This window comes from Pseudomonas triticifolii (genome assembly GCF_014358015.1).
Lineage (GTDB): Bacteria > Pseudomonadota > Gammaproteobacteria > Pseudomonadales > Pseudomonadaceae > Aquipseudomonas > Aquipseudomonas triticifolii.
This window is the reverse complement of record NZ_JACONV010000025.1, coordinates 42681-61899: the sequence shown is the minus strand read 5'-3', so window position 1 is coordinate 61899 and position 19219 is coordinate 42681. Positions and strand designations below refer to the sequence as shown.

Here is a 19219-nt window from a genome sequence, read left to right as displayed (position 1 = left end):
CCGGGTCCTCGCCATCACTTTCTGTCCGCAACCACCCCGATCAGCACCAGTACCACCAACAACACCGGCGCAAGGCTGTAGTTGTTGAACTGGCTCAGGCCGCGCACGACCCAAGGGGTCGCGTAGATCAGGGCCAGGCCGCTGCCGACAGTGCACAGCAGGGCCATGATCGGGATGCGCAAGGCGCCTGCCATGCTGCCCACGCGCTGTTCCAGCCAGCCTTTGACGTCAGAGCCGAACAGCACCAGCAGGCAGCCCACCAGCGCCAGGGCGATCTCTGAAAGGTTGCTGCGACTCCAGCGTGACACGGTGGCGAGCAGATCGAGTACGAGATCCATGCAGGGTCCTTAGATCAGAAAGTATTGCAACAAGTCGTTGAGGAAAAGCTGGCCTTGTGGCGTTGCTACCAGACGTGTCGGATCAGTCTGCAGCAGACCGCGTTGCTCCGCCTGCTTGCGAGCGCTGGCCAGTGAGTCGACGCTTAGACCCGTTCTTTCCCGAAATAATGCAGCGTCCACGCCATTTGTAAGGCGCAGGGCGTTCATCAGGAATTCGAAGGGCAATTCGTCCAGCGGCAACAGCTTCGTGCCGGCCTGAAACGGCTTGTCCGGGTTCAGGTAATCCTTGGGCAGCCGCGTCTTCCAGGTGCGGAAAATACGTCCATCCAGATGGCTCAGCTTGCCGTGCGCGCCCGCACCGATGCCGATGAAATCACCGAAAGCCCAGTAGTTCAGATTGTGGCGCGCCGGTTTGCCGGGCTGTGCATAAGCCGAGACCTCGTACTGCGCGTAGCCATGATCGGCCAGCAGTTGCTGACCCGTTTCCTGAATATCCCAGAGGATGTCGTCTTCCGGCAGCACGGGTGGCTGGTTCCAGAACACCGTATTGGGTTCCAGCGTCAGTTGATACCAGGACAGGTGCGTCGGTTTCAGTGCGATGGCCTGGTGCAGGTCAGCCAGTGCTTCGTCCTGTGACTGATCCGGCAAGCCGTGCATCAGGTCCAGATTGAAATTGTCGAATCCGGCCTGACGCGCCATGTCGGCTGCGCGGATCGCTTCGTCGCCATTGTGAATCCGGCCCAGCGCCTTGAGTTTGGATTCCTGAAAGCTCTGGATGCCGATGGACAGCCGATTGATGCCCAGTGCGCGATAGGCGCTGAACTTGGCCTGCTCGAACGTGCCGGGGTTGGCTTCCAGGGTGATTTCGATGTCGCTGGCGAACCGAATGCGTTGTTCCACCCCTTTGAGCAAGCGTCCCAGCGCGTCGGCGCTGAACAGGCTGGGCGTGCCACCACCGAAGAAGATTGACTGCAGCTCGCGGCCGTAGACGTGTGGCAGATCCTGATCCAGGTCGGCCAGCAGCGCGTCGACGTATTCCTGTTCCGGCAGCACCGGGCTTGCGGTGTGCGAGTTGAAGTCGCAGTACGGGCATTTGCGCACGCACCACGGGATATGGATGTACAACGACAGCGGCGGCAAGTGTGGCAGCGCGGGGCGCGGGCCGTCTGACGAGAAACCGGTCTCGCTCAGGAACAGCGGCTGCGCAGGCGGATCGTGGATCATTTCAGACCCAGGCGCTGGCGCAGCAGAACCATGGCGCGGGCGCGATGGCTGAGCTGGTTTTTCTCCACAGGGCCCAGCTCTGCGCTGGAGCAGTCGCGCTCCGGCACCCAAAACAAGGGGTCGTAACCAAAGCCATGGTCGCCGCTGGCCGTATGCAGGATGCGCCCATGCCACAGGCCCTCACACAGGATCGGCAGCGGGTCGTCTGCATGACGCACCAGCGCCAGTACACACACGAACTGCGCACCGCGCTGCTCGTCCGGCACGTCTTTCAGTGCCTCCAGCAGCTTGGCGTTGTTGGCCGCGTCGCCCTTGCCGTCTGCGTAGCGTGCCGAATAAATGCCCGGCGCACCGCCGAGAAAGTCCACGGCCAGCCCCGAGTCGTCTGCCAGCGCCGGCAGGCCGGACAGGCGCGCTGCATTGCGAGCCTTGAGGATGGCGTTCTCGACGAACGACAGGCCGGTCTCTTCAGGTTCCACCTGACTGAATTCGCCCACCGAGCGCAGGGTGACGCTGTCGCCGAGCATGGCCTGGAGTTCTTTGAGCTTGCCAGCGTTGTGGCTGGCCAGTACGAGTTGGGTAAGGTTCATCATGTGCCCGGAAAGAGTTCCTGGTTAAAACTGAAACGGTAAGTATCGCCGCCCGTCTGGACAGCAATGTCGAAAATTCGCACTTCTTGTTGCGGCACAGGGTACTGCGCCACGTAGCTGACCGCGTCGTATTCGGTGACCGGCTTGAATATCAGCGGCAGCCCGTCGTTGGTCAGGTTCTTGATCGTGCCGCTGACCTGCGCGGGTTGCGGCTTGCCGTTGCGGATCAAAGAGACGTGGATGACGCCCTGTGCATTGCTGCGGATCAGTTCGGCACCCTGGGCGATGTCCGGTTGCAGCACCGTTGAATTGAACGTGCTGTAGTGAACGGTGACGTCGCCGAATGTCTCTTGCCGATTGCCCTTTATGGCGTCCGCTGCCAGCGCAGGCAGGCTGAGGCTGGCGATCAGCAGAGAAAGCATCAGGCGGCTCATGTCGCTTTCCTCGAAAACGCAGCGTTACACGGCGATCCGGTGGTCTGTCAGCCCAGGGCTGGTGACGCGATAGATGCCGATTTCACCCAACAGGTTAGGCCAGAGTTTGCTGGCCCACCCGTGGCGGTGTTGCTGATCGACCGCCAGTCGGTCGAGGACCTGCGCATCGCGTTCACGGCACAGTTCTTCGAAGTCGCCGAAAGTGCAGAAGTGAATGTTCGGCGTGTTGTACCAGGTGTACGGTAGAAAGTCGGAGACCGGCATGCGCCCCTTGCTCGCCAGATACCAGCGGCAGCGCCAGTGGCCGAAGTTCGGGAAAGTGATGATGCACTGCCGCCCGACGCGCAGCATCTCGTCGAGGATGCGGTCCGGGTAATGCACGGCCTGCAGCGCCTGGGTCATGACCACGACGTCGAAGCTGTTGCTGGCGAAGTTGCCCAGCCCTTTGTCCAGGTCCTGTTCGATGACATTGATGCCCTTGGCGACACACTGGGCGATGTTGTCTGCGTCGTTTTCCAGTCCGTAGCCGGTAACCTGCTTGTGGTCACGCAGCCAGGTCAGCAGTTCGCCATCGCCGCACCCCAGGTCGAGCACGCGGCTGCCAGCGGGAATCCATTCCTGGATGATTTCCAGATCGGCTCTCATGACATCCTCACAGCGAAATTCGATTCATGTAATTACTGAACGCCTGCAGGTAGCGCGGGATCGGGATCAGAAAGGCGTCGTGGCCCTGAGGCGCATCGATTTCCAGGTAGCAGACGTCCTTGCGTGCAGCCATCAACGCGTCCACCAGCTCGCGGGAACGCGCTGGCGAGAAGCGCCAGTCGGTGGTGAACGACATCACGCAGAACTTCGCCGTGGCGTTGGCAAACGTTTTGGCCAGATCGTCGTTGAAGTTCGCTGCCGGGTCGAAGTAATCCAGGGCTTTGGTCATCAACAGGTAGGTATTGGCGTCGAAACGCCCGGAAAACTCTTCGCCTTGATAACGCAGGTAGCTCTCGACCTGAAACTCGACGCTGTGGAAGTCGTAGTTGAGCTTCTCGCTCTTCAGGCCACGGCCGAATTTTTCACCCATCGAGTCATCGGACAGGTAGGTGATGTGCCCGACCATGCGCGCCAGCATCAGCCCGCGTTTGGGGATCACACCGCGCTCCTGAAACGAGCCACCATGGAATTCGGGATCGGTGAGAATGGCCTGACGCGCCACTTCGTTGAACGCGATGTTCTGTGCCGACAGCTTGGGAGCCGAGGCGATTGCCAGGCAGTGGCGCACGCGGTCCGGGTAGCTGATGGTCCATTGCAGCGCCTGCATGCCGCCCAGACTGCCGCCGATGACCGCCGCCCACTGCGCAATGCCCAGTACGTCGGCCAGACGGGCCTGACTGTTGACCCAGTCTTCCACGGTCACGACCGGGAAGTTGGCACCGAACGGCTTGCCGGTGTCCGGGTCGATGCTGCTGGGGCCGGTCGAGCCGTTGCAGCCGCCCAGGTTGTTCAGGCTGACGACGAAGAATTTGCGGGTGTCGATGGGCTTGCCGGGGCCGATGCAACTGTCCCACCAGCCGGGCTTGCGATCGTCGACGCTATGAAAGCCCGCTGCATGATGATGCCCGGACAGCGCGTGACAGATCAGCACGGCATTGCTGGCCGTATCGTTGAGTTGACCGTAGGTTTCGTAAATCAGGTCGTAGGCCGGCAGCGAACGGCCACACGCCAGCGCCAGAGGCTCGCTGAAATGCGCCAGTTGCGGTGTGACCAGACCGACAGAATCGTGGGGAAAGACCGTGGGCATCGACCCTGCTCTCGCTTGAATGAGGCGTAAGTCTAAAGACCGTGGGGTGTAGCGGCAATAAGGGAATGGTCGTCAGGCAGGCAGGGTCAGTGGTAGGAGCTGACCTGGACATGCATTCCAGCGGCAGAACATGCCCACGCAGCGCATGGGCATGTTCATCTTTGATGGATCACATCAACAAACGCAGCACGTCTGGCATACCGCTCATGATCGCCAGGTTGTTGATGACCAGCATGTCCAGCAGCTTGATTACCAGAAACGCCAGGATCGGCGAGATGTCGAGACCGCCCAGGTTCGGGACGATTTTGCGGAAGGGTGCCAGTGCCGGTTCACAGATCTGATTGACCAGTTCCGCCGCCGGATTGTGACTGCCTGGTGCGACCCATGACAGGATCACGCTCACGATCAGCGCGAAGAAGAAAATATTCAGGAACAGCGCAGTCACGCCAATGATCGCCCAGACCGGCAGTTTCAGCGGCTCACCCGTTGTGCCGAACATCAAGAGCAGGGTCAGGGCCATCAAAATAATCTGCACAATGATCGCCAGCACCAGTGACGACATGTCCAGCCCGAATACACTCGGGATGATACGGCGCAGTGGCTTGAGCAGCGGCTGAGTGGCCTTGACGATGAACTGGCTCAGCGGGTTGTAGAAGTTGGCGCGCACCAGTTGCAGCACAAAGCGCAACAGAACGATCAGCAGGTACAGACTGCCGAGGGTTTGCAGGACGAAAATTGCAGCGGTGTTCAATCCGATCATCAATCTGCTCCGAAAAAGACCTGAAAATTAGTTGCCCAGTTGCTCAGCCAGTTCGGCTGCGCGATGATCGGCGGCGGTCAGCGCGGTTTCCACCAGTGCTTCGAACCCGCCTGTCTGAAATGCCTTGATCGCTGCTTCCGTGGTTCCGCCTGGCGAGGTGACACGGCGACGCAGTTCGCCTGCATCCGTGTCGCTGCCGGTGGCGATCAGCGCTGAGCCCAGCGCGGTTTGCAGGGTGAGCTTTTTGGCGATGTCTTCCGGCAGGCCCAGTTTCACACCTGCGGCGGTCATCGCTTCCATCATCAGGAAAAAATACGCAGGACCGCTGCCGGACACAGCGGTCACGGCGTCCATGTGTTTTTCCTGCTCGACCCAGACCGCAATGCCGACGGCCGACAGCATGTGCTCGGCCTGCTCGCGTTGTGCCGCTGTGACGTTAGCTGTGGCGTACAGGCCGCTCGCGCCTTGGCGCAGCAGCGAAGGCGTATTGGGCATGCAGCGCACGACAGGTAGCTCGCCGAGCCAGGCGGTCAGGCTGGCGCAGGTGATGCCCGCGGCAACCGACACGATCAGTTGATGCGCTTCAAGGCTGGGTTTGAGCGCCTGGCACACGGCCTTCATCATCTGCGGCTTGACCGCCAGCACCACAACATCCGCATGCCTGACCGCCTCGGCGTTGTCGGCGAATACGCTGATGCCATGCTCGGTCGCAATGCGTTCGCGAGTTTCGGCACCCGGCGCGCTGGCGCAGATCAGCGCCGCGTCAACGCCTTGCGCGCGCAGGCCGCCAATCAGGCTGGAGGCCATGTTTCCGGCGCCGATGAAGGCGATACGAGTCTTGCTCATCAATGAGGTCCTTGTGTGGAAAGTTAGGTCTGGCCGTAGTCGCGGGCGCCAAACAGAGCGGTGCCGACCCTGACCCAGGTTGCGCCTTGCGCGATGGCGGCTTCCAGGTCGTGGCTCATGCCCATGGAGAGTGTGTCGAGTGGCAGGCCCAGTTGCTCCTGCAGCGTGCGTACAGCTGCGAACGCGGCCTGCTGCTCATCGCGGTCTTCAGTCGGCTCGGGAATCGCCATCAGGCCTCGCAGCTTCAAGCGCGGCAGGGCGCTGATGGCGCTTGCCAGTGCAGGCAGGTCCTCTGGCGTGCAGCCGGATTTGCTGGTCTCGCCGCTGACATTGACCTGAATGCAGATATTGAGCGGTTCCATGCCTTCAGGACGTTGCTCGGAGAGGCGTTGAGCGATTTTCAGGCGATCCACGGAATGTACCCAGGCGAAGTGTTCGGCGATTGCACGCGTCTTGTTCGATTGAATGGGGCCAATGAAGTGCCAGCACAAGGGCAGGTCGGCCAATTCAGCCTGTTTGCTCAGGGCTTCCTGCAAATAGTTTTCGCCAAAGTCGCGCAAACCGGCAGCATAGGCTTCACGCAGGTCGCTGGAAGGCTTGGTTTTGCTCACCGCCAGCAGACCCACCGAGGCCGGGTCGCGCTGGGCCTCAACGGTCGCTGTACGAATTCGCTGTTCGAGCGTTGAAATGTTCGATGCTATCGTGGACATTGATTTGCGCCAGCAGGGCTAAAGTCTGCGGCATTCTATGTGATTGAGGAGCTGTATGGATATTACCGAGCTGCTGGCCTTCAGTGCCAAACAGGGCGCGTCGGACTTGCACCTCTCTGCAGGCCTTCCTCCGATGATTCGGGTCGACGGCGATGTGCGGCGGATCAACCTGCCCCCGCTCGACGCGAAGGAAACCAAGGCGCTGATCTACGACATCATGAATGACAAGCAGCGTCAGGACTTCGAGGAGTACCTGGAGACTGACTTTTCGTTCGAGGTGCCCGGTGTGGCACGTTTTCGGGTCAATGCCTTCAACCAGAACCGGGGTGCAGGCGCGGTATTTCGAACCATTCCCTCCAGGATCCTGAGCATGGAAGACCTGGGCATGGGCAGTGTGTTTCGCAAGATTACAGACGTGCCCCGCGGCCTGGTGCTGGTGACCGGCCCGACCGGGTCAGGCAAGTCGACAACGCTGGCGGCGATGATCGACTACCTCAACTGCAACAAGCACCACCACATCCTGACCATCGAAGACCCGATCGAATTCGTTCACGACTCCAAGAAGTGCCTGGTCAACCAACGTGAAGTGCATCGCGATACACTCGGCTTCTCGGAAGCCTTGCGGTCGGCTCTGCGTGAGGACCCGGATGTGATCATGGTCGGCGAGCTGCGCGACCTGGAAACCATTCGCCTTGCGCTGACGGCGGCCGAGACCGGTCACCTGGTGTTCGGCACCTTGCACACCACCTCGGCGGCCAAGACCATCGACCGTGTCGTGGACGTGTTTCCTGCTCAGGAAAAATCCATGATTCGCTCGATGTTGTCCGAGTCCCTGCATGCAGTGGTGTCGCAGTCACTGCTCAAGAAAGTGGGCGGCGGGCGCGTAGCGGCACACGAAATCATGATGGGCACACCCGCGATTCGTAACCTGATCCGCGAGGACAAGGTGGCGCAGATGTATTCGGCCATGCAAACCGGCGGTTCGCTGGGCATGCAGACGCTGGACATGTGCCTGGCCGACCTGCTCAAGAAAGGGGTGATCACGCGAGACGCCGCTCGCGAGCGCGCCAAGATACCCGACAACTTCTGACGGTTTGGCAAGGGAGAAAAGAAGGGGAGAATCAGGCCTGCACGATGGCAGGCCTGGGTGAATCAGCGCTGCACGACCCGCATTTGTGGCGTGGCCTGTTTCGGCAGAACGCGTTTGGCAATCTTGTAATGGCTGTTCCAGTACGGCTTTTTCAGCGTATCGACGGTGACAGCCTTGCCACGGCGTGGGGCGTGAACGAACTTGTTGTCGCCCAGGTAGATCGCCACATGGTTGATGTTGCGGCTCTTGATGTTGAAGAACAGCAGATCACCTGGCTTCAAATCCTTGCGGTCCACTGTCTGCCCGTGGCCCTGGGCCATGGCGTTGGACGTGCGGGGCAGGTCGACTTCACGTACGTCGGTGTAGGCGTACTTCACCAGACCGCTGCAATCCAGACCCTTGCCAGGCGTGGTGCCGCCCCAGCGATAGGGTGTACCCACTGCCTGCAGCGCGCGTTTCACAACGGCGTTTCCCTGCTTGGCATTGCCTGCAGCCAGCGCTTGCGCGTTGACGGCCTTGGCTGAATTCTTTCGCGAAACCGGCGTCTGAACGGCACGGGAGTCTCGCGTAGCATGAGGGACGACAGTGGCTTCCTGAGGCGCAGTGCGCGTTGCGATCGCGGGCGAAAAGTGGCTTTTTGCGGTGTAACCCGAGAAGCTCGCAGGAAGCTGTTGCTCACGATTGGTGGCGTGGGCGGCCAGTGGCATAAATAGGCAAATGGTTAGCCATGTCTTGAAAAAAGGACGCATTCGGCAGGGCTCATAGTGGTCAGCGCGCAACTTTATAACAGCTTTTTCGAAAAATCTGACCCCCTTTGTCGAGTGCGTCACAGTGGCATCATTGCAAAATGTGCGACAGACTCTTTCCCTTTTCGCCGTAATTCCTTTGGCGACAAGGGTTTGACGGTGCTGTAACAGGCTTGATGCCATACGTCGGAAGACGACAGCGAAGTCACAAAATTGTTATTTATTTTTTTCTATTGGCTTAAAGAGGTTACAAATGAACGGCTATCGCTCCGACACGCACAGCAAGGTCATGGGGTATCTGTTGTGGATTCTGGGGTTTCTGGGCGCGCACCGTTTCTACTACGGCAAGCCGGTCACCGGGACGATCTGGTTCTTCACCTTCGGCCTGTTCGGCATCGGCTGGCTGATCGACCTGTTCCTGATCCCGTCCATGGATCGTCAGGCCGACCTGCGTTTCACTCCTGGCTCCACCGACTACAGCGTGGCCTGGGTGCTGCTGACTTTCCTCGGTCTGTTCGGCGTGCATCGCATGTATCAGGGCAAGTGGATAACCGGGATCATCTACCTGCTGACCGGCGGGCTGTTCCTGATCGGCATCCTGTATGACTTCTGGACGCTCAATGACCAGATATCCATGAAGAATGCACAGCGCGGCTAAAGCTCGGCAAAACCATTGCGGGAGGCGCGAGCGCGCGCTGAATCAAGCGTAACGGCATTCCCCGTGCAGACTCGGTCAGCGCCCGCTCGGGGCTGAATCACGCCTCTCGGCTATAGCTGATCCGTCCGTCCACCAGCGTGTAGCGCACCGAGCCTGGCAGGCAGTGGCCGATGAAGGGGCAGTTTTCACCTTTGGACAGCCAGGTTTCGCCGGCAAGTGTGGACGCCGCCGGGTCGAACAGGACGATGTCGGCGGGCGCACCGGCGCTCAGCTTGCCAGCAGGCAGGCGTAGGGCGGCAGCCGGGCCGCTGCTCAGGCGTGCGAGCAGGGTGGGGAGGTCCAGCAGGCCGTCTTCGACCAGCGTCATGGCCAGCGGCAGCAACAACTCCACGCTGCTGATGCCAGGCTCGGTGGCCCCAAACGGTGCCAGCTTGGCATCGCGCTCATGGGGCTGGTGGTGGCTGGAGATGGCTTGAATCACCCCGGACTTCACCGCCTCACGCAGGCCATCGCGGTCGGCGCGGGTGCGCAGCGGCGGCTGAACGTGGTACAGGCTGGAGAAGTCGATCAACGCCTCATCCGTCAGGATCAATTGATACAGCGCCACATCCGCCGTCACCGGCAGTCCGCGTGCCTGCGCCTGGGCGATCAACGCCGCGCCGCGAGCGCTGGTCAACTGGCTGAAGTGCGCACGCACGCCAGTTTGCTCCACCAGCAACAGGTCGCGTGCCAGAGCCACCGTTTCAGCGGTCTCCGGAATACCCGCCAGCCCGAGGAAGCTGGCCGTCGGACCTTCGTGCGCCAGTCCGCCTTCGGCCAGGTCACGATCCTGCGAATTGAAAATTACGGTCAGGTCAAAGGTGGCCGCGTATTCCAGCGCCCGGCATAGTGTGCGGGTGTTGTTGAAGCTGCTCAGCCCGTTGCCGAACGCCACGCAGCCCGCATCGCGCAGGGCGATCAGTTCGGCCAGTTGCTCGCCGTCCAGGCCTTTGCTCAGTGCGCCGACAGGAAACACCTTGCTGAAACCGGCTTCGCGGGCGCGGTCCAGAATCAGCTCGGCGACCGCCGAGGTGTCCAGCACCGGTTTGGTGCGCGGCGGGCAGCACACGCTGGTCACGCCGCCTGCGGTTGCCGCGCGGGTTTCGCTGGCGATACTGCCTTTGCGGCTGTAACCCGGCTCGCACAGAGAGACATTGAGGTCGACCAGGCCGGGCGCGGCGACAAGGCCTGTGGCGTCGATGGTCTGGCCCGCTTCGAAACCGGCCGGTGCCGCGCCGATTGCCAGCACCTTGCTCGCCTCGATGTGCAGATCGGTAACTTGATCCAGTCCGCTGACCGGGTCGATGACGCGAGCGCCGAGAATACTGAGCTTCACTGGGCGTTCTCCTGCTCGAACTGTCGTTGTGCGGTCTGTCCGCTCATGGCCATGGACAGCACGGCCATGCGCACGGCGATGCCGTATGTCACCTGATTGAGAATCACCGAATGAGCCCCGTCGGCCACTGCCGACTCGATTTCCACGCCACGATTGATCGGGCCGGGATGCATGACGATAGCGTCGGGTTTTGCGACGGCCAGACGTGCAGTGGTCAGGCCGAACAGGCGGTAGAACTCGCCTTCACTGGGCAGCAGGCCGCCGGTCATGCGTTCGCGTTGCAGGCGCAGCATGATGACCACGTCCACGTCTTTCAAACCTTCGTTCAGGTCGGTGTAGACCTTCACCCCGTATTGCTCGATGCCGACCGGCAGCAGGGTTTTCGGCCCGATCACGCGGATGTCCGGACAGCCCAGCGCCTTGAGCGCCAGCATGTTGGAGCGCGCCACGCGCGAGTGCAGGATGTCGCCGACGATGGCCACCGAGAGGTTCTCGAAACCGCCTTTATGACGACGGATCGTCAGCATGTCGAGCATGCCCTGGGTCGGGTGCGCATGACGGCCGTCGCCGCCATTGATGATCGCCACCTCCGGGCACACATGCTCGGCGATGAAATGCGCAGCACCCGAGTCGGCGTGGCGCACGACGAACATGTCGGCGGCCATGGCCTCAAGGTTGCGCAGGGTGTCGAACAGCGTCTCGCCCTTGCTGGTGGAGGAGGTCGAAACGTTCAGCGTGATCACGTCAGCTGACAGGCGCTGGGCGGCCAGTTCGAAGGTGGTCCGCGTGCGGGTCGAGTTCTCGAAGAACACGTTACACACCGTCTTGCCCCTTAGCAGCGGGACTTTTTTCACCGCCCGGGCACCGACTTCGAGAAACGAGTCGGCAGTGTCGAGAATTTCGGTGAGCAGCTCGCGAGGCAAGCCGTCCAGAGACAGAAAATGGCGCAGCTGACCCTGGTGGTTGAGCTGCAGCGGGCGCTTGGCGTCGAGAGGCGTCATCGCAAAGGACTCTTAGAGGGCGGTAGAGAGGTCTTGAAGTTCAAGCGCAAGTGGCTCGGGGCCGGACAGTTTGATGCGTGCCTGTGGCGCCAGAGACAGCGTCGCGCCCACTACATCAGGGCTGATCGGCAATTCGCCAGCGTCCAGGTCCAGCAGGCAGACCAGCGTGACACTGGCCGGGCGACCGTAATCGAACAGCTCATTAAGGGCGGCGCGAATGGTGCGGCCGCTCATCAGCACGTCGTCGATCAGCACCAGATGCTGGCCTTCGATCTCGAACGGCAGCTCCGACGGGCGCACCTGTGGGTGCAGGCCATTCTGGCTGAAGTCGTCGCGGTAGAAGGACACATCCAGCGTGCCGAGCGGGTCGGGCTTGTCGAGCGCCTTGAGCAGCGCCTGTGCAACCCACACGCCGCCGGTGCGGATACCGATGAAGCGAGGGTCGCTGATGCCGCGCTTGCTCAGGTGAGCGTTCAGGTCAGTGGCCATCTGACGAATCAGTTCGGCGGGGTTTGGCAGGCTCATGGTTGCTCCTTGAGGGCTCGGGCAGCGTCCGTCCATGCGGCGCGGCTCAGGCGTAAACGTGGAATCCGGGTATCTCGAAGCTATGCGGACACAAAAAGTCACGCATTCAACAGCGCAGCGTTCTCATCGAGCCAGCCTTGCAGCAGGAGGGCGGCGGCAATGGCGTCGACCGGGTTGTCGCGGTAACTGCCTTTCTGGCCGCCCCGGGCCATGCGTTCGCCCTTGGCTTCGAAGGTGGTCAGGCGTTCATCGTGGGTATACACCGTCACGCCGAAACGACCATTGAGCTTGCGCGAAAATTTCTCGGCCAGGTCGCTCATGTTGCTGCGCGTGCCGTCCATGTTCAGCGGCAGGCCGACCACGATGGCATCGGGTTGCCATTCCTTGATCAGCGCCTGAACCTTGTCCCAGTCCGGGATGCCGTTCTGCGCTTTGAGTGTGCACAGCTCGCGTGCCTGGCCGGTAATGGCCTGGCCGACCGCGACGCCGATCTGTTTGGTGCCGAAATCAAACCCCAGCAGCAGGCGCAATGCAGCCATCAGGCGTGTCCCGCCTGAGTCGAGAGAAGGCTGAGATTAACCCCCAGTCGTGCGGCCGCCGCATCGAGGCGCAGCTCACTGTCCACGTCGAACAGGATGGTCGGGTCGAACGAGCAGGTCAGCCAGGCGTTGGCGGCCATCTCGGCATCCAATTGGCCTGCGTCCCAGCCTGCATAGCCCAGGGTGATCACGTTTTGATCGGGGCCATAGCCGTCGGCAATCGAGAACAGCACGTCCTGAGAGGTGGAAAGCGAGATGCCGCCCGGCAGGTCGACGGTCGCCTGAAAGGTCTGACCGCTGGGGTGCAGCACGAAGCCGCGGTCTGGCTGTACCGGACCGCCGGAATGAATGGGAATCTGCTGGCAGCGCACCGGGGCTGGAAGCTCCGGTCGCAATTGTTCGAGCACGTCGGCCAGGGTCAGGCTTTGCGGGCGGTTGATCACCAGTCCCATTGCGCCATTGGCGTTGTGCTCGACGATATAAGTCAAGGTCTGCGAGAAGTTCTCGTCGTGCATGTGCGGCATGGCGATCAAGAACTGATGCTTGAGGTAACTCGGAGAGACTTTTTTCATGAGCCCTAGTGTGGCGTTGAGCCGCGTGCCTGACAACTGTCAGTTATACGTGTGTCGGCAGTATCGGCAAATAAAGGATCAGTTACTGGAAAGCTTGTCGCCGCGGGCGAATTTCCAGGTGCGGATAATCTCCAGTCGATCAATGTCTGCCAGATCGCCGGTGAACGGCGCAAATGGCGCAGCCAGGCGCACGATTCGCTGCGCGGCCTGGTCCAGCAGCGGCTGTCCGGAGGATTCCAGCACCAGGACTTCGTACAGCGAGCCGTCGCGGTTGATCGATACCAGCAGTCGCAAGTTTCCGTAGATCTGCTTGCGGCGCGCTTCTTCCGGGTAATTCAGGTTGCCGACCCGCTCGACTTTCTTGCGCCAGTCATCCTTGTACCACGCACCCTTGTCACGCATGGTCGAGGCTGCGTTCAGGCGATGGATCTTCGGACGCTTGGCATACAGCTGCTGCTCGGCGGACAGTTCAGCCTCGAGGCTGGCAATTTCGTTGCTCAACTGCGAGCTGTCGAAGGACGGCGCGGCCTTGGCGGTGGGCTCGGGTTTGACCTCTTCACGCTTGGCGACGGTTTTCTGAGGGCTGGGCGCAGTGGTGGCAACGGCGGTCTTCGGCGCTTCCTGCCTAACCACCGGCTTGCTGGCCGGAGGCGGCGTCACCTTGTTGACCTTGGTGTCCTGATAGGGCGCGATTTCTGTGGTCTTGAGCGTTTCGGCCTTGTCTAACGTACCGCTGCCCTGCTGGTCGTCCTGGGCGAGAAAGTCTGCCTGTTTGGGCTTCTCTTCGCTCTTGAAGGTGGCAAGGGTGATTTCCAGCGTTTGTGAGATCTGTTCAGGCTTTACATAGGTAAAGCCCACGCCAAGGATTACCGCCAAATGGATCAGCGCGGCGATCAGCAGGGTGAAACCCAGTCGATCAGCCGGACGTACACCGATGTTGGCGAGCTCCAGAGGGAGGTCGTTTCTGGCCATTGATGTCATTGGCGGTTCAGCATCTCGTCAGCCTGCATGTCAAAGTCCGTGTCGTGTTACAGGTGGCGCATGATAACGCAATGTGCGTTGAAGCTCTGGTCCGGATCGGACGAAGGGAAGTCTAGTGCCCGATATGCCCGGCAGTCATTGTGTCACGTCCTGCGGCAAACACTGGGCCGTGGGAGGCGGCTTGCCGGCGATGCAGACGACGCGGTACATCAGGAGAACCGCATTATCGTTCATCGCGGGCAAGCCCCCTCCCACAGCAGGTGAACTGCACAACCGTGCGCCGTGAAGCCAGCTGATCAGGCAGCGCGCGCCTGCAGTTTCTTCTCGATTGCATCCATCAACAGGCCGCCAATGTCGGTGCCAAACGCGTTGTCGATTTCGCGGATGCAGGTCGGGCTGGTGACGTTGATTTCGGTCAGGTGCTCGCCGATCACGTCCAGACCCACGAACAGCAGACCTTTCTCACGCAGCGTCGGGCCGATCTGCTCGGCGATCCAGCGGTCCTTGTCACTCAGCGGACGCGCTTCGCCTCGGCCGCCAGCGGCGAGGTTGCCACGGGTTTCGCCCGCCGCCGGAATGCGTGCCAGGCAGTATGGAACAGGCTCGCCATCAACCATCAGGATGCGTTTGTCGCCGTCCTTGATGGCGGGCAGATAACCTTGCGCCATGATCTGCTGGGTGCCATGTGCAGTCAGGGTTTCGAGGATCACTGACAGATTGGGGTCGCCTGCGCGATGGCGAAAGATCGACGCGCCGCCCATGCCATCCAGCGGTTTGAGGATCACGTCGCCGTGTTGCTCGGCGAACTCGCGGATGATGTCGGCGCGACGGCTCACCAGGGTCGGCGGGGTGCATTGCGGGAACAGCGTGGCGAACAGCTTTTCGTTGCAGTCACGCAGGCTCTGCGGCTTGTTCACCACCAGCACGCCGGCACGCTCGGCCTGCTCCAGCAGGTAGGTGGCGTAGACGAATTCCATGTCGAACGGTGGATCCTTGCGCATCAGGATCACGTCCAGATCGTCCAGGCCAGCATCGACTTCAGCCTCGAATTCGAACCATTTGCCTGGATCTGCGAACACCTTGAGCGGCTTCATGCGCGCACGCGCCTGACCTGCGTTCTGGTAAAGGTCCTTCTGCTCCATATAGAACAGTGTCCAGCCGCGCGCCTGTGCCGCCAGCAGCATGGCCAGCGAGCTGTCCTTTTTATAGGAGATGTGCTCAATGGGGTCCATGACAATCCCTAGGCGAACGCTCATGGGCAATATCCTCTGATCGATAAGGGCCGATACGGCCGTGAAATTGGCGTCAGGGTGGCGCTCCGAGTGCGCTGGGTCAAGGGGTAGGCATGCGGTCGCGCACTTTATGGCTTGAGCACAGAGAGTGTGCTAAAAAGACTCGGCATCCGGTCCAGGATCCTGACGGATCCTTAAAGCCATACCATCAGGCTCCCAGTGCTTTGCAGAACGCGCAAAAATTCGCTGCGGCGATGGAAGAGCAGATATGGAACAACACCCCACAGCCCTGAAAGTCATGGTCATCGATGACTCGAAGACCATCCGCCGCACCGCCGAAACGCTGCTGAAAAACGCAGGATGTGACGTCATCACGGCGGTGGACGGTTTCGACGCCCTGGCCAAGATTGCCGATAACCACCCGCGCATCATATTCGTCGATATCATGATGCCGCGCCTGGACGGCTATCAGACCTGCGCCCTGATCAAGAACAACCGTGCCTTCAAGTCCACACCTGTCATTATGCTGTCCTCCAAGGACGGGCTGTTCGACAAGGCCAAAGGACGAATCGTAGGTTCTGATCAGTTTTTGACCAAGCCTTTCAGCAAGGAAGAACTGCTCAGCGCGATCAAGGCTCATGTGCCGAGCTTCGTTGCAGCAGAACAACATATACCGTGACGCCCGCGCCCATTGAACGCGTGCTCGCAACCTGACGGGGAACACCCATGGCTCGAATATTGATCGTCGATGACTCGCCGACAGAAATGTACAAACTCACCGGCATGCTGGAAAAGCATGGCCACGAGGTGCTCAAGGCTGAGAACGGCGCAGACGGCGTGGCGTTGGCCCGTCAGGAAAAGCCCGATGCGGTATTGATGGACATCGTGATGCCGGGCCTCAACGGTTTTCAGGCAACGCGCCAGCTGACCAAGGACGCTGACACCGCGATGATTCCGGTGATCATGATCACCACCAAGGATCAGGAAACCGACAAGGTCTGGGGCAAGCGCCAGGGTGCTCGGGATTATCTGACCAAGCCGGTGGATGAAGACACCCTGATGAAAACCCTGAATGCGGTGCTGGCCGGCTGATTGCCGGAATCATCATGGCCGAGCCACGCACAGCGTTTGAAATGCTTCTGGACATCGATCGGCGCTGCCGTTCGCTGGCGGCCGGTTTGCCGCTGCAGGAAACCCATCAGCAGGAATGGAGCGGCATCGGTTTTCGGATGGGCGATCAGCGTTTTGTGGCACCTATCGGCGAAATCGCCGAAATCCTCCATGAGCCTCGTTATGCCGCGCTGCATGGCGTCAAACCCTGGGTGTTGGGCGTCGCCAATCTTCGCGGGCGGTTGCTGCCGCTCATGGACCTGTGCGGGTTCTTCGGTCATGAGCTCTCAGCAGTGCGCAAACAGCGGCGTGTGTTGGTGGTGGAACATCAGGATATGTTGACGGGCCTGCTGGTGGATGAGGTTTTCGGCATGCAGCATTTCAGCCAGATGAGTCTGATCTCCGAGGCGCAGGGCACGCCCGATCCGCGTGTTGCGCCGTTTCTGCGCGGGCAGTTCATTCGGGAGCAGGCTTGGCTGGTGTTCAGTCCCTGGGGGCTGGTGCAGTCGGCAGATTTCATGGATGTGGCGTTGTAGAAAAGCTGTTGGCCCGGTATTGACCGGTCTGTTGTGTATCACGAATCGCAGTTGGTCCAGGCGGGGGCCTGATTAATGGGTAAGACAGGCAGATCACTGGAAGGCGCTCGAAGCCGCACGCAAATTATGGTGCTGTTCTTTGCGCTGATCGTTTTCATCATGTTGCTGTTCGCCAACTTCGCTTACCTCAATACGCAGTCCAATTACGACAAGCAGTACATCGGACATGCCGGGGAATTGCGTGTGCTGTCCCAGCGCATCGCGAAAAACGCCACCGAAGCGGCGTCGGGTAAGGCCCAGGCTTTCAAGCTACTGGCCGATGCGCGTAACGACTTCGACCTGCGCTGGGGTTACCTCAGAAAGGGCGACCCCAACACCAGCCTGCCTGCTGCGCCGTCGTCGATACGTGACGAGTTGCGCAACGTGCAGAACGACTGGGAAGCGCTGCGCAAGAACACCGACGTGATTCTGGCCAGCGAACAGACCGTCCTGTCGCTGCATCAGGTGGCCGCGACCCTGGCCGAGACTATTCCACAGTTACAGGCCGAGTACGAAAAGGTCGTCGAGATTCTTCTGCAAAGCAAAGCGCCTGCGACCCAGGTGGTGGTCGCCCAGCGTCAGGCCCTGCTGGCCGAGCGGATTCTGGGTTCGGTCAACACCGTGCTGGCCGGTGACGAAACGGCTGTGCAGGCTGCCGATGCGTTTGGTCGCGACGCCAGCCAGTTCGGGCGCGTGCTCAATGGCATGCTGGAAGGTAACGCGACCTTGCGCATCACCCAGGTCGAGGACCGGGATGCGCGGGCGCGACTGGCCGAAATTGCCGAGCTGTTCGAGTTCGTGTCCGGTTCGGTGGACGAGATTCTCGAAACGTCGCCTGAGCTGTACCGGGTGCGGGAGGCGTCCGGCAATATTTTCAACACCTCGCAGACGCTACTGGACGAGACTTCGGTGCTGGCCAACAGCCTGGAAAACCTGGCTAACCGGCGCACGGTCAATACCGTGGGCGGTTACGTGCTGGGGCTGCTGGCGCTGATGTCGATCATCCTGATCGGTCTGGTGATGGTCCGCGAGACCAACCGCCAGTTGCGCGAAACGGCGCAGAAGAGCGAGCGTAACCAGAACGCGATCATGCGCCTGCTCGATGAAATCGAGAACCTGGCCGATGGCGACCTGACCGTTACCGCGTCGGTCACCGAGGATTTCACCGGCGCGATTGCCGACTCCATCAACTACTCCATTGATCAACTGCGCGAGCTGGTGGTCACGATCAACCTCACGGCCGAGCAGGTCGCCTCGGCGGTCACCGAAACCCAGGCCACGGCCATGCAACTGTCGGCGGCGTCCGAACATCAGGCGCTGCAGATCAGCGCAGCCTCGACGTCGATCAACGACATGGCCGCGTCCATTGATCAGGTCTCCGCCAATGCTTCGGAATCCTCCTCGGTGGCCGAGCGCTCGGTGACCATCGCCAACAAGGGCAACGAGGTGGTGCATAACACCATTCGTGGCATGGACAATATCCGCGAGCAGATTCAGGACACGTCCAAGCGCATCAAGCGTTTGGGCGAGTCTTCGCAGGAAATTGGCGACATTGTCAGTCTGATCGATGACATTGCCGACCAGACCAACATTCTGGCCCTCAACGCGGCCATTCAGGCGTCCATGGCAGGTGATGCCGGACGCGGTTTTGCGGTGGTGGCGGACGAGGTGCAGCGTCTGGCCGAGCGGTCGTCGTCGGCCACCAAGCAGATCGAAACGCTGGTGCGGGCCATTCAGAACGACACCAACGAGGCGGTCATCTCCATGGAGCAGACCACCAGCGAAGTGGTGCGTGGTGCGCGGCTGGCGCAGGATGCAGGCGTTGCGCTCGAAGAGATCGAAGGGGTGTCCAGAGTGCTGGCCGAACTGATCGAAAGTATCACCGACGCGGCGCGGCAACAGGCCGCGTCGGCCGGACAGATTTCCCAGACCATGAGCGTGATTCAGCAGACTACGTCGCAAACCACCTCGGGCACCTCGGCAACGGCTGAAAGCATTGGCAACCTGGCGAAGATGGCCAGCGAAATGCGCCGTTCCGTGTCGGGCTTCACCTTGCCGCCATCGAAAAAAATCGGATGATGTTCACCCCATGAACGATCTGGATCGGGTAAAGGGCGGTAT

23 protein-coding genes are annotated in these 19219 nt (G+C 60.7%); 6 read left to right on the top strand and 17 right to left on the bottom strand.

Annotated features, from left to right (window positions below; genetic code table 11):
• Positions 1–14: 14 nt before the first annotated feature.
• The 9 genes from H8S56_RS21890 to H8S56_RS21850 all read right to left on the bottom strand — a co-directional run bounded on the left by H8S56_RS21890 (position 15) and on the right by H8S56_RS21850 (position 6694).
• A complete protein-coding gene (locus H8S56_RS21890; RefSeq protein WP_004884392.1) occupies positions 15–338 on the bottom strand; it encodes a DUF3392 domain-containing protein in 324 nt (107 codons plus the stop codon).
• 9 nt (positions 339–347) lie between these two features.
• Positions 348–1562 carry a radical SAM family heme chaperone HemW gene (hemW, locus tag H8S56_RS21885; RefSeq protein WP_187519755.1) on the bottom strand — a complete coding sequence of 405 codons (1215 nt, stop codon included), beginning with the start codon at positions 1560–1562 and terminating at the stop codon, positions 348–350.
• Entirely contained in the window at positions 1559–2155 is a 597-nt protein-coding gene (gene rdgB, locus H8S56_RS21880; protein ID WP_187519754.1) for an RdgB/HAM1 family non-canonical purine NTP pyrophosphatase, read from the bottom strand. Before rdgB ends, hemW begins: the two co-directional genes overlap by 4 nt.
• Positions 2152–2586 (bottom strand): DUF4426 domain-containing protein, encoded by a 435-nt coding sequence (locus tag H8S56_RS21875; protein WP_187519753.1) that lies wholly within the window; start codon positions 2584–2586, stop codon positions 2152–2154. The genes rdgB and H8S56_RS21875 overlap by 4 nt, the downstream gene beginning before the upstream one ends.
• A 24-nt stretch (positions 2587–2610) precedes the next feature.
• Complete coding sequence (gene metW, locus H8S56_RS21870; protein WP_024684929.1) at positions 2611–3231, bottom strand: methionine biosynthesis protein MetW; 621 nt, start codon at positions 3229–3231, stop codon at positions 2611–2613.
• A 7-nt stretch (positions 3232–3238) separates the two neighbouring features.
• Positions 3239–4378 (bottom strand): homoserine O-succinyltransferase MetX, encoded by a 1140-nt coding sequence (gene metX / locus H8S56_RS21865; protein ID WP_187519752.1) that lies wholly within the window; start codon positions 4376–4378, stop codon positions 3239–3241.
• 169 nt (positions 4379–4547) lie between these two features.
• Positions 4548–5138 (bottom strand): YggT family protein, encoded by a 591-nt coding sequence (locus H8S56_RS21860; protein WP_122696578.1) that lies wholly within the window; start codon positions 5136–5138, stop codon positions 4548–4550.
• Between the two features lie 27 nt (positions 5139–5165).
• Positions 5166–5984, bottom strand: a complete 819-nt coding sequence (gene proC / locus H8S56_RS21855; protein ID WP_024684932.1) for a pyrroline-5-carboxylate reductase — start codon at positions 5982–5984, stop codon at positions 5166–5168.
• A gap of 23 nt (positions 5985–6007) precedes the next feature.
• Complete coding sequence (locus H8S56_RS21850) at positions 6008–6694, bottom strand: YggS family pyridoxal phosphate-dependent enzyme (protein ID WP_187519751.1); 687 nt, start codon at positions 6692–6694, stop codon at positions 6008–6010.
• 55 nt (positions 6695–6749) lie between these two features.
• On the opposite strand from H8S56_RS21850, the gene H8S56_RS21845 reads away from it, so the two are divergent.
• Complete coding sequence (locus H8S56_RS21845) at positions 6750–7784, top strand: type IV pilus twitching motility protein PilT (RefSeq protein ID WP_024695861.1); 1035 nt, start codon at positions 6750–6752, stop codon at positions 7782–7784.
• Positions 7785–7846: 62 nt separating this feature from the next.
• Here the strand turns inward: H8S56_RS21845 and H8S56_RS21840 are convergent, their stop codons facing one another.
• Positions 7847–8533, bottom strand: coding sequence for a C40 family peptidase (locus H8S56_RS21840; protein ID WP_187519750.1), 687 nt, complete (start codon positions 8531–8533; stop codon positions 7847–7849).
• A 250-nt stretch (positions 8534–8783) separates the two neighbouring features.
• On the opposite strand from H8S56_RS21840, the gene H8S56_RS21835 reads away from it, so the two are divergent.
• Positions 8784–9188 (top strand): NINE protein, encoded by a 405-nt coding sequence (locus H8S56_RS21835; RefSeq protein ID WP_024684936.1) that lies wholly within the window; start codon positions 8784–8786, stop codon positions 9186–9188.
• A 97-nt stretch (positions 9189–9285) separates the two neighbouring features.
• On the opposite strand, the gene H8S56_RS21830 is transcribed toward H8S56_RS21835, so the two are convergent.
• From H8S56_RS21830 to gshB, 7 genes are all read right to left on the bottom strand, one after another.
• Entirely contained in the window at positions 9286–10563 is a 1278-nt protein-coding gene (locus tag H8S56_RS21830; RefSeq protein WP_024684937.1) for a dihydroorotase, read from the bottom strand.
• A complete protein-coding gene (locus H8S56_RS21825) occupies positions 10560–11564 on the bottom strand; it encodes an aspartate carbamoyltransferase catalytic subunit (RefSeq protein WP_024684938.1) in 1005 nt (334 codons plus the stop codon). Before H8S56_RS21825 ends, H8S56_RS21830 begins: the two co-directional genes overlap by 4 nt.
• Before the next feature lie 12 nt (positions 11565–11576).
• On the bottom strand, positions 11577–12089 hold the full coding sequence (gene pyrR / locus H8S56_RS21820) for a bifunctional pyr operon transcriptional regulator/uracil phosphoribosyltransferase PyrR (protein ID WP_024695864.1): 513 nt from the start codon (positions 12087–12089) through the stop codon (positions 11577–11579).
• Positions 12090–12187: 98 nt separating this feature from the next.
• Complete coding sequence (ruvX, locus tag H8S56_RS21815; RefSeq protein ID WP_024684940.1) at positions 12188–12628, bottom strand: Holliday junction resolvase RuvX; 441 nt, start codon at positions 12626–12628, stop codon at positions 12188–12190.
• Complete coding sequence (locus H8S56_RS21810) at positions 12628–13200, bottom strand: YqgE/AlgH family protein (protein WP_187519749.1); 573 nt, start codon at positions 13198–13200, stop codon at positions 12628–12630. The genes ruvX and H8S56_RS21810 overlap by 1 nt, the downstream gene beginning before the upstream one ends.
• A gap of 78 nt (positions 13201–13278) precedes the next feature.
• Positions 13279–14181, bottom strand: a complete 903-nt coding sequence (locus H8S56_RS21805) for an energy transducer TonB (protein WP_024684942.1) — start codon at positions 14179–14181, stop codon at positions 13279–13281.
• A gap of 296 nt (positions 14182–14477) precedes the next feature.
• Positions 14478–15437, bottom strand: a complete 960-nt coding sequence (gshB, locus tag H8S56_RS21800; protein WP_024685312.1) for a glutathione synthase — start codon at positions 15435–15437, stop codon at positions 14478–14480.
• Between the two features lie 244 nt (positions 15438–15681).
• On the opposite strand from gshB, the gene pilG reads away from it, so the two are divergent.
• The 4 genes from pilG to H8S56_RS21780 all read left to right on the top strand — a co-directional run bounded on the left by pilG (position 15682) and on the right by H8S56_RS21780 (position 19177).
• Complete coding sequence (gene pilG / locus H8S56_RS21795) at positions 15682–16092, top strand: twitching motility response regulator PilG (protein ID WP_024685311.1); 411 nt, start codon at positions 15682–15684, stop codon at positions 16090–16092.
• Positions 16093–16139: 47 nt separating this feature from the next.
• Positions 16140–16505 (top strand): twitching motility response regulator PilH, encoded by a 366-nt coding sequence (gene pilH, locus H8S56_RS21790; protein ID WP_004884368.1) that lies wholly within the window; start codon positions 16140–16142, stop codon positions 16503–16505.
• Between the two features lie 14 nt (positions 16506–16519).
• Positions 16520–17059: a chemotaxis protein CheW gene (locus tag H8S56_RS21785; protein ID WP_187519748.1), complete on the top strand. Its 540-nt coding sequence runs from the start codon at positions 16520–16522 to the stop codon at positions 17057–17059.
• Between the two features lie 75 nt (positions 17060–17134).
• Complete coding sequence (locus H8S56_RS21780; protein ID WP_024685309.1) at positions 17135–19177, top strand: methyl-accepting chemotaxis protein; 2043 nt, start codon at positions 17135–17137, stop codon at positions 19175–19177.
• Positions 19178–19219: the final 42 nt, after the last annotated feature.